Annotated in this window: 10 protein-coding genes and 1 other RNA gene; 1 reads left to right on the top strand and 10 read right to left on the bottom strand. The window is 30.7% G+C overall.

What is annotated here, in order from left to right; translation table 11 throughout:
• Positions 1-123: 123 nt before the first annotated feature.
• The 8 genes from rnpB to ACCQ40_RS04595 all read right to left on the bottom strand — a co-directional run bounded on the left by rnpB (position 124) and on the right by ACCQ40_RS04595 (position 9,053).
• Positions 124-461, bottom strand: an RNA gene (gene rnpB, locus ACCQ40_RS04630) — RNase P RNA component class A.
• 42 nt (positions 462-503) lie between these two features.
• Positions 504-1,274, bottom strand: coding sequence for a Nif3-like dinuclear metal center hexameric protein (locus ACCQ40_RS04625; protein ID WP_410032808.1), 771 nt, complete (start codon positions 1,272-1,274; stop codon positions 504-506).
• On the bottom strand, positions 1,265-1,948 hold the full coding sequence (locus ACCQ40_RS04620; RefSeq protein WP_410032807.1) for a tRNA (adenine(22)-N(1))-methyltransferase: 684 nt from the start codon (positions 1,946-1,948) through the stop codon (positions 1,265-1,267). Before ACCQ40_RS04620 ends, ACCQ40_RS04625 begins: the two co-directional genes overlap by 10 nt.
• Positions 1,948-3,768 (bottom strand): RNA polymerase sigma factor RpoD, encoded by a 1,821-nt coding sequence (gene rpoD, locus ACCQ40_RS04615; protein ID WP_410032806.1) that lies wholly within the window; start codon positions 3,766-3,768, stop codon positions 1,948-1,950. The genes ACCQ40_RS04620 and rpoD overlap by 1 nt, the downstream gene beginning before the upstream one ends.
• Positions 3,761-5,431: a DNA primase gene (gene dnaG, locus ACCQ40_RS04610; RefSeq protein WP_410024281.1), complete on the bottom strand. Its 1,671-nt coding sequence runs from the start codon at positions 5,429-5,431 to the stop codon at positions 3,761-3,763. The genes rpoD and dnaG overlap by 8 nt, the downstream gene beginning before the upstream one ends.
• A gap of 115 nt (positions 5,432-5,546) precedes the next feature.
• Positions 5,547-7,472 carry a PTS fructose transporter subunit IIABC gene (locus ACCQ40_RS04605; protein WP_410033147.1) on the bottom strand — a complete coding sequence of 642 codons (1,926 nt, stop codon included), beginning with the start codon at positions 7,470-7,472 and terminating at the stop codon, positions 5,547-5,549.
• Positions 7,462-8,367: a 1-phosphofructokinase gene (pfkB, locus tag ACCQ40_RS04600; protein WP_394011629.1), complete on the bottom strand. Its 906-nt coding sequence runs from the start codon at positions 8,365-8,367 to the stop codon at positions 7,462-7,464. Before pfkB ends, ACCQ40_RS04605 begins: the two co-directional genes overlap by 11 nt.
• Complete coding sequence (locus tag ACCQ40_RS04595; RefSeq protein WP_394011630.1) at positions 8,367-9,053, bottom strand: DeoR/GlpR family DNA-binding transcription regulator; 687 nt, start codon at positions 9,051-9,053, stop codon at positions 8,367-8,369. Before ACCQ40_RS04595 ends, pfkB begins: the two co-directional genes overlap by 1 nt.
• Positions 9,054-9,278: 225 nt before the next feature.
• Between ACCQ40_RS04595 and ACCQ40_RS04590 the strand changes: the two genes are divergently transcribed.
• Positions 9,279-10,133, top strand: coding sequence for an AraC family transcriptional regulator (locus ACCQ40_RS04590; protein ID WP_410032805.1), 855 nt, complete (start codon positions 9,279-9,281; stop codon positions 10,131-10,133).
• A gap of 47 nt (positions 10,134-10,180) precedes the next feature.
• Here ACCQ40_RS04590 and ACCQ40_RS04585 read toward each other — a convergent pair whose 3' ends face one another.
• Positions 10,181-11,524 carry a DUF438 domain-containing protein gene (locus tag ACCQ40_RS04585; RefSeq protein ID WP_410032804.1) on the bottom strand — a complete coding sequence of 448 codons (1,344 nt, stop codon included), beginning with the start codon at positions 11,522-11,524 and terminating at the stop codon, positions 10,181-10,183.
• 110 nt (positions 11,525-11,634) lie between these two features.
• Entirely contained in the window at positions 11,635-12,930 is a 1,296-nt protein-coding gene (locus ACCQ40_RS04580; protein WP_410032803.1) for a putative glycoside hydrolase, read from the bottom strand.
• Between the last annotated feature and the right edge of the window lie 241 nt (positions 12,931-13,171).

Below are 13,171 nucleotides of genomic sequence, written 5' to 3'. Positions count from 1 at the left end.
AGCGAAATATTTAGCTATATTGTTAAAATATCTTGTAAATTATAAATATAACTAAAAAAATGAATTAAAAGTGTAAGATTTTATAATATGATAAACAAAATAATTACATTTTGTAATATTTATGTAAGGAGCAAATCTATAAGCCGTGTTCTGTATTAGACAATCATCTATCTAGACTTATTGTTGCCAATAAGCTCAAGCGAACAACCATTCTGGATCAAAGCCGAGCAAGCTTTGTTTATCATCCCTTCGTTCTTGCACCGGATGGGGTTTACATAGCCTATATGTCACCATATAGCTGGTGAGCTCTTACCTCGCCTTTCCAACCTTACCGAGTAAACTCGGCGGTATATTTCTGTTGCACTAGCCTGAAGATCACTCCTACTTGACGTTATCAAGCATCCTTGCTCTGTGGTGCACGGACTTTCCTCGTACTTAGCCGCGATTGTCTGATTTACTCCATGCTTTATTTTACCGTTTATTAAACTTTTGTAAAATCTATATTAGATAAAGGTTCTAAAACTATCTTCTTTAGAATAAGTGTATACATCTTTTTCTGTCATACTTGCTATTACATCCTTTAATTTATAAATAACATGGTTTTCGCTAGCAAAATGACCTGCATCTATTATAATAAGACCTCTATTTGAGTAATCCATAGCCATATGATAAGAAACATCACCTGTAAGCATAAGATCACAGCTATGTTCAAGGGCGTCATCTAAAAGTGAAGATCCAGACCCACCGCAAACTGCAATCTTAGAAATAGTTTTTTCCATATCCCCATAACAGATTAATTCTTCTGCTTTTAATTTTTCTTTAACAATACTTGCAAAGTTTTTAGCCTGAGTTGGATTTATTTCCCCAAATCTACCAAGTCCTACTTCCTTGCCTACTTCTAAAACTCTAGGATTTTTTATCTCTAGAATATTACATAGATTATCATTTAATCCATCATCTGCTATATCAAGGTTAGTATGCATAGCAAAAACTGTAATATCATTTTTAATTACTTTTTCTAAGCGCTTATAAAATTGATCAGATAAATCTATAGACTTTGTGCCATTAAATAAGTATGGGTGATGAGTTATTATTAGATTACAATTATTTTTAATAGCTAAATCCACTCCCTCATCCTCTAAATCAAGGCTAACTAGGATGTTTTTTAATTCATTATTTAAATTTCCAATCTGCAAACCAGAATTATCCCAATCTTCTTGAAGATCTAAGGGGTATTTTTCATTTAGTTTTTCAATTAAATATCTTATTTCCATCTTTTATATACCTCATCTATAGCTTTTAGTCTTTCATTTATTTTTTCAAGACCATCATTATTAGCTGATTTTTTTATAATGTCCTCTTTAAATGATAGATTTTTTTTATAATCGATTGCTAATTTTTCTTCTAACAGTCTACTTTTATTTTGAATATTTTCGTAACCATAATACAAATCTCCTAGAGAAAGCTCTTGAGCTTTGTCATAGCCAACTTTAAGAATATCGTAATACTTGCCATGTTCAAAGGTTAGAAAGTCTCTAGTTATTTCGAAATTATTTCGATTTAAATATGCACGAAGCTTTTCAGTAGCAATGTTTGAAGCAAGTACCATATAATCTAGATTTTTTACAAAGTCTAGGCTAGCATCTATTATGTCTATAATAGTATTTCCACCCATACCAGCAATAATTGCGACTTGATTTTCTTTTTTTTCTATACCCTTAAAACCATCAGTTACCCTCGTTTTGATTATTTTCCTTAAATCATCATCTAGTTTATCTTCTAGTTTTTGTAAAGATGGGGCTGATATATCTGTTGCTAATATATCTGTGCTTATTTCATTTTTTGCCAAATATAAAGGAACCAATCCATGATCGGTTCCTACATCTATGACACTTTTTCCGCTGTCAATTATATTTACAATTTCCATTAATCTTTTTTTATCATTCATTATAAAAAATCTTTCAGTGATTCGCTTTTGTTTGGTGATTTTAACTTTCTTAAGGCCTTGGCCTCAATTTGACGAATTCTTTCACGAGTTACATCAAATTCTTTTCCTACTTCTTCTAGGGTACGAGGAGTACCGTCTATAAGACCAAATCTTAATTGTAAAACTCTTTTTTCTCTTTGGCCAAGACATGATAAAACATCATTTAACTGTTCACGTAGCATGGTATAATTTGCCGCATCATCAGGATTAACTGCTGTTTCATCTTCTATAAAGTCTCCTAAGTGAGAATCTTCCTCTTCACCAATTGGTGTTTCTAGGGAAACAGGTTCTTGGGCAATTTTTCTGATTTCTTGAACTTTAGAAACTTCTATGCCCATTTGTTCTGCTATTTCCTCGTTTGTTGGATCACGTCCTAGGTCTTGGACAAGTTGTCTTTGAGTCCTTACAAGTTTGTTTATAGTTTCTACCATATGAACTGGTATTCTTATAGTTCTGGCTTGGTCAGCTATAGCACGGGTAATTGCTTGTCTTATCCACCATGTAGCATAGGTTGAGAATTTAAAACCACGATTATAATCGTATTTATCAACTGCTTTCATAAGACCCATATTACCCTCTTGAATAAGGTCTAAGAAGCTCATGCCACGGCCTACATATTTTTTAGCAATTGAAACTACTAATCTTAGGTTTGTTTCTGCAAGTTTTTGCTTAGCTCTTTTTGCCTTTAGTATAGCTCTTTTTAAATTTAATTCATCTTCACTGCTTATTTGCTCAGATCCTAAAATCATATGAGCTAGGTTACTATCAGCTAGGTAGATTTTTATATCTTTTTTAAACTCATCATTTACTTCTTTACCATCTTTTATACTTTGTGAAACTGCTGCTGCTTCCTTAAAATTATCAATAATCATCCTATCATTAGTTTTAATATATTCATTGTTGGCAGCTGTAGATAGTAAATTGGTGAAAAATTCGTAGTTATAAGTTACAACATCCTCATCTTCATCTAAGTTGATCAAATGATCAAAAGAATCAAAAAGATCACATAAGGAGTTGGCATCACTTATTGATAGCTCCTCTTCTTCTATAGATTGGCTAGCAATTTTACAAATTAAAACTTTAGCTTTTAATTCTTCTATTTTTTCAACATCAGGATTTTCCACCATGATTTCATCAAATAACTTACCCATGGCAATTATACCATCAAGATTATTTATGGAACTTTCTGATATTCTCCCACTATTTACTAGTTCATCATTGGCTATTTCTATAACTTTAGCTAGGTTTCCAAAGAAAATATCATTTGATAATTTCATTTTGTTTTGCTTATTAAGATTAGTACCTTCTAATTTTTTTCTAGCTATTTCTCCCATTTCCATCTGGCGGGCTAGGTGAATTTCTTCTTTAGCTGTTAGTAAAGAAACTTTACCAATTTCTTTTAGGTACATTTTTACAGGGTCATCTAGTTTTATACCTGAGATATTATCGACATCATCATCGACTACTTCTTCCTCAAATTTTGATTCGTCGATATCCTCTTCTTCTGATATATCATCATCTAAATCATCTTTTAAATCTTTGTCATCTTCTATATCATCATCAGTGCTTGCCTCAGATTTTTCGACTATCTCGATTCCCCTGCTGATTATTTGTGAGATAACATATTTTTTGCCATCATCTTCTATTTCTTTAAATGTTTCAAATGTATATACTTGACTATAGGTAATCATTCCATCTTGAGATTCACTGATAGATTGAAATTCTTCTATTATCTCATTTAAAACATCTTCATCAAGTAGTTTATCGCTATCGCTACTCATTAAAACTCCCCTTAGCTTCATTTTTAAGAGACCTTAACTTATCCAGCTTTTTAATTTTTTCATAGTATTCTATCTTATCGACTAGTTCACTTGGATAAATAGGATTAGTATTATCTCTTATATAATTTAAAATGTATATATGATCCTCATCATTTTTATTAAACTTTTCTAGATTTTTATCTACAATAAAGTCTTTCATATCTATAAGCTTAGAATTTGTAAGACTTTTATCAAAAATTTCCTGATTTTTCAAATAATCTTCTTTTTGATTAAAAATTAGTCTTAAAACTTCTAGCTCAAGAAAATTAAATTTTTGAGGATTGCTTTTTACTATAACCTTAGAATCATTTTTTTGCTTATAATAATTCTTGCGGCTTTCTTTTTCATTAATATTAGTATTATACTTGTCGACTGCTTGATTTAAAGTGCTTTTGTCTATCTTAAATAGAGTCGATACATTATTTGTAAATATTTCACGAGTAAGATCTGAATCGATACTTGCAAGAAACTCTACGAATAAATCAAGTTTTTCATATTTTTCATTTGGATTGGCCTTTGAATATAAATCCAATATCTGATTATACTTATAATTATAGGCATCCAAAGCATTTTCTTTTTTTTCTAGAAAGGCTTCCTTGCCATATTTTTTTATAAAGTCATCAGGATCTAGCCCTTCTTCCAAGGTGATTATCTTTGGTTTAACACCAGCATCTAAAAAAATTTCTATGGCCTTATTAGTTGCATTTATTCCAGCGCTATCTCTGTCATAGCAGATATAAATATTTTCTGCATAACGTTTTATAAGTTTAGCTTGATCAGGTGTAAGGGCTGTTCCTAGACTTGCAACACCATAATCGATACCAAAATTATTTAGAGCAATTACATCCATATAGCCTTCTACAAGGATAATATCAGTCCCTTTTTGCTTTTTATAAATATTTAGACCATAAAGATTAAATCTTTTTTTAAAAATATCTGATTCTGGTGAATTAAGGTATTTTGGCATCTCATCACCTATGGCCCTACCACCAAAACCTATTACATTACCATAGTGATTTATAATCGGAAAAATTATCCTATTTCTATATTTATCATAATAGTTGCCCTTGCTAGATTTTTTTATAAGTCCTATATCTTCTAAATCCTTTTTATCATAGCCCCTATATTCTATATAATCACACAAGTCTTGCCAGCTATTTTTAGCAAACCCTAGCATAAATCTATTGACAATTTTACCGCTAAGTCCCCTATTTTTTAGGTAGTTAATAGCTTCTTTGTTAGTCAATAAATTCTTATAATAAAACATCATAATATCTTTATTAATTTCATAAAGTTCTTTGTTTCTAGGATTGGCCTCATAGTTATTAGAATATTCCATTCTTATACCTGCTTTATTTGCTAGATATTCCAAACTTTCAGGATATGATAAACCCTCTTTTTGCATAATAAAAGAAACAACATCTCCTCCTACTCCGCAGCCGAAGCAGTGAAATAATTGTTTCTTTTCATCAACAGTAAAAGAAGGTGTTTTTTCATTGTGGAAGGGACATAAGCCCTTATATGATGAACCTGCTCTTTTGAGATCAACATATTCTCCAATGATATCTACAATGTTAGAACTTGCTCTAATTTCATCAATTTTTTGCTCTGAAATCATAGCCATATAATCACCTCTATTACCTAAATTATACTTATAATAATTTTGTAATCAATTTTAGACCTTCAAAATAAAAAGAGATTCTACAATCTTATTTTGTAAAATCTCTTTTATGAATAATTTATGATATTTTTTCTTCTGGTCTTTTCTTAAGTTTTCCTAAAATTAAAGCTCCTACTATTGATCCAACAGCTACTGCTAAAAGGAAGAATAAGGCTTGGTTTAAGCTACTCATAGCAGGAAGAACAAATACTCCTCCGTGTGGGGCAGGCGATTGTACATTAAAGGCTCCAACTATAGCACCAGCTATAGCTGAACCAATGGCAACTGATGGAATAACACTTTGTGGTTCACTAGCTGCAAAAGGAATTGCTCCTTCTGTGATAAAGCTTAACCCTAAGATAAAGTTTGTAATTTTTGTTTCTTTTTCTTTATCTGTAAATTTATTTTTAAATAAAGTACATGCTAGGGCTATAGCAATTGGTGGCACCATACCTCCAACCATTACAGCTGCCATATATGATCCAATACCTGTATCTGTAAAAACTCCAATAGCAAAGGCATAAGCAGCTTTATTTATTGGACCACCCATATCTATTGCCATCATAGCACCAAGTAATGCTCCAAGTAAGATTTTATTTGATCCACTTAAATTTAGTAACCAATTATTTATTGCTGTATTTATTCCAGTAAAGATAGGATCTACTACAAGATACATTACAAGTCCTGTTAATAGTAAACCTAATACTGGGTAAATTAACATAGGTTTTAGACCTTCAACTGATTTTGGTAAGTTTTTAGTGATTTTTTTAATAAAGTTAATTATATAACCTGCAACAAAACCACCGATTAACCCACCTATAAATCCAGCTCCACGACTTGCCATAAGTCCTGCCACCATACCAGGCATTAATGCTGGTCTATCACCAATAGACATTGCTATATATCCAGCAAGAATTGGTATTAGGAAACTCATCGCATCAGAACCAAGATCATTTAAAACTGTAAATACTGGTGAACTATCTCCCATAAATCTTTCAAATAAGAAAGAAAGTGCAAGAAGTATTCCCCCGCCTATTACAAATGGTAACATGTGGCTGATACCATTCATCAAATCACCATATATCTTTTGCCATATGGTTTGGGAATCATCAGAACTTTTTGCGTAATCTTCACTAGCATTATTTTGGCTGTGGAAGATACTTGCATCTCCTTTTAACGCGCGATCTACTAATTCATCAGCTTTTCTTATACCATCAGATACTGGTCTTTGGATTACTTTTTTACCGTCAAATCTGTCAGTTTCTACTTTTTTATCAGCAGTTATTATTACAGCCTTGGCATTTTTTATATCTTCATCAGTTAATTTATTTTTGATACCATCTGATCCATTTGTTTCTACTTTTATATCAACTCCGGCTTTTCGTGCAGCTTCTTCAAGACCTTCTTGAGCCATATAAGTATGAGCTATACCATTTGGACAAGCAGTTACGGCTACTATTAAATCTTTTGGTGATTCATTTGATATTTTTTCAGTTTTTGATGTAGTAGTTTCTGATGTATAGGTATTTTCTACAACAGTTTTTTCTTTATTTTCAGAATATTTATCTATTACTTGGTATACTTCATCTGGGCTATTTACTTTTTTAAGATCATCTACAAAACCAGCTTTCATTATCATTTTTGATAATTCTGCTAGAGTTTCTACATGAAGGTTATTTTCTCCATCTGGAGCTGCAATGGCAAAAAATATAAAGGTATCTTCACCATCAAGGGCTTCGTAGTCTAGTCCATCATTTTTTCTAGCAAATAAAACTGCAGGTTCTTTAACAGTTTTACTTTTTGAGTGAGGAATAGCTACCCCATCTCCTAGGGCTGTGGAACCCTGCTCTTCTCTAGCCCTTAAACCATCTGCAAATTCTTCTTTAGAATTTACATATCCGTGTTCATAAAATTTACTAGCTAATTCTTCTATAGCATCTTTTTTATTATCAGCCTTGAAATCCAAAAGCATCAGCTCTTTTTTTAGTAGGTCTTTAATTTCCATATTCATTTACCTCTACTTTTTCTAATATTTCATAAATATAATCTTTACTTGCTATATCTTCGCTAAAGGCAGTTGCTGTTCCACAAGCTACTGCAAGTTTGTAGGCTTTTTCTTTAGATAAACCATTTTTTATACCATAGATAAAACCACCCACCATACTATCGCCAGCTCCTACTGAGTTTATCAATTTTCCTTCGATAGGTTTAGCCTTTAAACTAATATCATCACTTACAAAAATAGATCCATCTTTACCTAGTGAAATAATTACATTTTGAGCACCGAGTTCATAAAGTTTCTTAGCATAGGTTAAAATGTTTCTATCATCAATCTTAGTTTCAAATATTGCCTCAAGTTCATCGATATTTGGTTTAACTAATAAGGGTTTATAAGATAAATAATCTAGCAATTCTTTGCCGCCTATATCTATAGTAAATTCTAGATTTTTCTTATCCAGAATTTTTTTATAAAAGTATAGGCCAAGCGATTTTGGAATTGATCCTGATAGTATTAAAGTATCTGTGGAATTAAGTTCAGATATTTTTTCTAAAAAACTATTAATTTCATCTTCATTAATCTCTGGCCCACCAGCATTTATTTCAGTTTCCTCATCGTATTTAAGTTTTACATTTATACGTGAGTCCCCATCTATTTTAGTAAATTCTTCTTTTATACCAAGTTTATCTAACGAATCTACAATATATGAACCGGTAAATCCACCTATAAAACCTAAATTTATAGGATCTTCCCCTAGATTTTTAAGGAGTTTTGCAACCATTATTCCCTTACCACCTGGGAATTTTTTGTCTTCATAACTCCTATTTGTTGCTCCATCTTTAAACTCATCAAGTTTCATAATGTAATCTATAGATGGATTTAATGTAAGTGAATAAATCATTAATCCTCCTTAATATGCATCGCTTGCTCAAAAGTACATATATTTGCAAAATATTTTTTACCTATTTTAGAAGAGTCAGCTAGAACAAAAGCTTTATTTGCTTGCCTTATGGCTGATTTTTTTATCAAGGCTTCATTTATATCGGCAGTAGTATAAGTTTTATTTTCTACACCATTGGCACCTATAAATGCTAAGTCAAAATTCAAATCGTTTATTTCATTTAAAGTCTGCTCACCGTAACTTATAAATGTAGATGCCTTTAATTTGCCTCCTAGTAAAATCGTAGGAATAGCTAGAGCACTTAATTTTTCTAAATGCATCAGACCATTTGTTACCACTGTGACATCTTTATCATGTAGGAAGTCAATCAAGCTATGAGTGGTAGTTCCAGCATCTAAAAATATATAAGCACCATTTTCAATTAATAGACTTGCTTTTTTTGCAATATTTTTCTTTGCTTCAATATTAGTTGTTTCATTAAAATGAAAGTTTGTCTCTTCAAGCAGCTTATTTAAGGTAGCCCCTCCATGGACTCGTCTTATTTCTCCCTTATCCTGAAGATAATCTAAGTCTCGCCTTAATGTTGATTCGCTAATATCTAGCTCTTCTAATAAAAGAGAATTAGAAACTGTTCCCTCTTTTTTTAGTATATTTCTTATAAGATTTAATCTTTCTTCTAGAATCATAAAAATAATATACTTCAGCTTCAATCATTATCAATCAAAAACAGTCATAATTGTTAAATATTTATTAAATTGAAAATGAATTTTTATAAGAATTTATTGGGTATAAATATATTTAACTAATTTAATAATAAATTGAAAAAATATCTAATTATTAAAATGACTTTAAAAATATAATTAGATATATTATAATGTTAATAAAGGATGGAATTAAAGGAAACTAATATTATGATTGAAAACACTTATTTTAGAGATATAGAACAAGAAAATGACATATCAAATGTAGATATAAAGGTTTTAGATGCTCAAAAAAATATTTACAGCAGAAATTATTCTTCAAGGATTCAGTTTCACCCTTTTACTTATTTTTACTATGTCAAACAAGGATTTGGAAAGCTCTCTGTAGAAAACGAAACTTTAAGTGTTCACCAAAATGATATAATTGTGATTAATTCTAATATAGGTCATACAATTTACGTTGATGGTGCATGCGGTACTTGTGAAATAATAGGTTTTGGAGTTGAATCGTTATCTTTATCCAAAATAAATAAGAAAAATGGGAAAGTTGAGTCTACTAACTTTTTTTCAGCAAATATTGAGGAAAACAAGCTAGATGCAACATATTTTGATGAAATTTTTGATGAATTTCATTCTGGAAAAATATTTTCAAAAGCTATGGCCAATTCAAAGGCTGCAATATTTATAGTAGAGTTTTTAAGAAAATTTGAAAATACTATTACTGTAAAACATGACAGGAAAGTTAATAGGCAGATTGACTATATAAAAAACTATATAGATAGTAACTATTCTGAGGATATCAAGTTAGAGCAATTATCAGCAATGGCTTATATGAATAAATTTCACTTAATATCAGAATTTAAACAATCATATAGGGTCACCCCTATCGAATACTTGATTCTTAAAAGAATTGAAATTTCTAAAAATTTACTAATTTCTACTAATCATTCTATGGAGGAAATTTCATCAATAGTAGGTTTTAATTCCCAATCTTATTTTAACCAGGTATTTAAAAAGAAAGTCGGACAAACTCCATCCCAATTTAGAAAAAAACATAGATTGTAATCTAACAAATAAAAGTCGAGTAATTAAATACTCGACTTTTTATTTAGCTACATCTTATTCCATTTTTTTAGATAATTTTTGTAAAAGTCCATGTTCTGTACAGTTTCTAATATTCCCTTGTAATTACCATTTTTATCCCAAACACCATAGTAGGTTACTGTATAATCACTGCCAGCTATATCTCTTATCACTACAACTTTATCTCTAGCTCCTGATTTAAGATCAGCAATAATTTTTCTAACCTTGCGTTCAGCTTGAGGTGGATGACAAGAGTACACCTCTCTACCTAAAGAGGACTTTGGTCTTTTAAAAACTTTATCTCCATTATGATCATTATAATATGAGTTTATATCTTTCTCATCTACAAAGGTTATTTCAATGTCCATTGTATCAAGCAGCGCTTCAAGTTGATCTACTCTTAATCTACCTTTTGAAAAATATATATAACCATCTATATTTTCTTCTTGTTTTAATTCTTTATTAGAATCTTCAGCCTGATTGATGTTTATATTTCGGTCATATTCACTTAAATCATTGTATATATTTGAATAATCTTCATCAGATAAATTTTCCTCTAACATGGGAAATAATATATTTTCTTCTTTATAAATCATTTCTTCTGCTCGAGCTATAGTATTTTCAAGCAAGTCTGCATCTTCTTTCTTAATAGCCTTGCTAAAGTTTTTTAAGATTTCATAATCCACACCCCACATTACTTCTGAAGGTCCCGGCTTATTATATTTTGATTTAAGCAGAGGATAGATTAAATCACCTTTTTTTCTATAGTGACTATTTAATAATTTTTTTAATTCTTTACTTTCTGTAAATTTTTCTTCCAAAGATAATTCTTCGTATTTTTCCAAAGCTTTCTTGATGTTGTTATTTTCATGGTGAAAATATTTTAAAACATCATTTTCATAGGTTTTTGTGATATTTTCATTTTCAGTCATTCCGTGAAAACGCGCTGAATGGACATCACACAGTTTTCTTACTTCTTCTTTATCCATACCTTCGCTTAATAGCGCTTGCTCAGCATCCATAATTTCAGATGAGGATACACCATCAAAATTCTCTTTAAAATCTTTTCTGACTTTTTCGATATCTTCCCCATCTGATAATCTTCTTATATAAGATTTAATTAATTTTTGTCTTTCTACAACTTCATCATTCATGGATGAATCCATAACCTCATAACCAAGACTTTCAAGCTTTGATTCTACATCTGAAATTCCTAGTAACTTAGCTCCACGCTTTATTGACATTTTACTTGCCATATTTTCTATCATCAATGGATTATCTAATCCGATAAATCCAATATTTATTAAATCATTTTTTAAAGTTTCATTAGTATTTATTAACTCAGCAATGTTTTCATTTATATCTATTTTCATAGTTCATCCTCCACAATTATCTTAACATATAAAGAATATCATTATCAGTAACAATTGTTACAAAAATTCAAAAAAATAAAACTGTAGTAAAATTTTACTACAGTTTTTTGTTAGTAATCTACACCTGAGGAGTATTCACTATTTGCATTCCAAATTAAATATTCATTTAATCCTTGATCATAAATTGCATCTATTTGAGCCTGTACAGCATCACCATCATATTCCATCCAGTTACCTTCACCAATCCATGAAGCAGTAAAATCTTGTATCCATGGGCGAGATACTGGTGGATGTTCTAGTTCATTAAATATTTTTTTCTCTTCTTCTAAATATCTAGAAACTAATTCATAAGGCTCTAAATCTGGTTTTTCTATATCAAAAGACCAGCTACCCCAGTGAGAAGGATAAATCATAGATGACATAACATCTGTTTGATTTGCCATTTTATCAAAATCTTGACCGATACCTTCAGCACGTCTTACTTGCATAGCATAACCAAATACATCTATAGAAATTGGTACATTATAAGCTTGTAATTCTTCACGAGCCCTTTGTACAAAGCCAGTTATTGCAGCTACTCTTTTTTCCCCTTCATCCATTTCAGTTTCATTTTCAAATTCGCCTCTTGAATAATCTAGAGTATCTCCAAATGTCTCAAAACCTTCAGCAAATCTTACATAGTCAAATTGGATTTCATCAAAACCTGCTTCTGCTGCAAGTTTTGCAATTTTTAAATCATAATCCTGCACTTCTTTTAAAAATGGATTCATAAATGCTTCATCATGACCATTTTTCCATAATGTTCCATCCTCAAGGGTAAATCCCCAGTCAGGATGTTTCTCTGTTATAATACTATCCTTAAAGGTAGTGACCCTTCCTATTACATAAATACCTTTGCTATGAAAATCTTCAATTAAAGCTTCTGGATCAACTATATCTATTTTTGAGTAAGATACATCTTCATCATCTGTCTCAAAGTTCATAGTTACATTACCCCAGTCATCTTTGATATCAATTACGACAGCATTTAAATCTGTATCTTCAATTAACCCTACGATTTTATTATAGGTTTCTGGAGTATTTATACTATAAGTATTAAAGTATAAACCTTTTACTCCATCTTTTGGATAAAATTTAGATTTTTTTTCTTCTAAAGATAGGAGTCTAGATGTATCATAGTCCATATTATAGTCATCTGGAGTTACACCTACTTCATAGGGCTCGCCTACTGGCTTTTCTACAGCTTCATTTATTAACCCATTTTCATCTAAAATATCTTCTGCTACTTGATCGATATCTTTATCTTCTACCTTTGAAGCTTCATCAGTATTATTTGTGGATGTACAGGAAGTTAGTAATAACATAAATGATAAGAAAATATAGATAATTTTTCTTTTTATATTCATATACTCTCCTTACAATAAAAAAAGGCGAGCAAGCTTGCCCGCTCTTTTTTATAAATTTTATATTTTAATAATATACTTAAATGGTTTTAGCTCTTTGAGCCTAGTTTTTCGGACTCATTACAAAGCCTTTTCGGCTAAATGAGGTTCTCATCTCGAAAATGAAAAATCCGAGAGATTTTTCATCTGTGATGCTTTCCTCTTGATGAGTCTGCAACTCTTCTCGCTTAGTTTTTCGGACTCA

This window comes from Anaerococcus cruorum (assembly GCF_046365495.1).
Lineage (GTDB): Bacteria > Bacillota > Clostridia > Tissierellales > Peptoniphilaceae > Anaerococcus > Anaerococcus cruorum.
Note: the sequence above shows the minus strand (reverse complement) of the source record. Positions and strands in the feature narration are given on the sequence as shown.

Excerpts from the sequence above, each read along its gene's own strand:
- ACCQ40_RS04580 (WP_410032803.1), bottom strand. The coding sequence starts at position 12,930 with ATGAATATAAAAAGAAAAATTATCTATATTTTCTTATCATTTATGTTA.
- ACCQ40_RS04595 (WP_394011630.1), bottom strand. The coding sequence starts at position 9,053 with ATGATTCTAGAAGAAAGATTAAATCTTATAAGAAATATACTAAAAAAA.
- ACCQ40_RS04620 (WP_410032807.1), bottom strand. The coding sequence starts at position 1,948 with ATGAATGATAAAAAAAGATTAATGGAAATTGTAAATATAATTGACAGC.
- ACCQ40_RS04605 (WP_410033147.1), bottom strand. The coding sequence starts at position 7,472 with ATGGAAATTAAAGACCTACTAAAAAAAGAGCTGATGCTTTTGGATTTC.
- ACCQ40_RS04625 (WP_410032808.1), bottom strand. The coding sequence starts at position 1,274 with ATGGAAATAAGATATTTAATTGAAAAACTAAATGAAAAATACCCCTTA.
- rpoD (WP_410032806.1), bottom strand. The coding sequence starts at position 3,768 with ATGAGTAGCGATAGCGATAAACTACTTGATGAAGATGTTTTAAATGAG.
- pfkB (WP_394011629.1), bottom strand. The coding sequence starts at position 8,367 with ATGATTTATTCACTTACATTAAATCCATCTATAGATTACATTATGAAA.
- ACCQ40_RS04590 (WP_410032805.1), top strand. The coding sequence starts at position 9,279 with ATGATTGAAAACACTTATTTTAGAGATATAGAACAAGAAAATGACATA.
- dnaG (WP_410024281.1), bottom strand. The coding sequence starts at position 5,431 with ATGGCTATGATTTCAGAGCAAAAAATTGATGAAATTAGAGCAAGTTCT.
- ACCQ40_RS04585 (WP_410032804.1), bottom strand. The coding sequence starts at position 11,524 with ATGAAAATAGATATAAATGAAAACATTGCTGAGTTAATAAATACTAAT.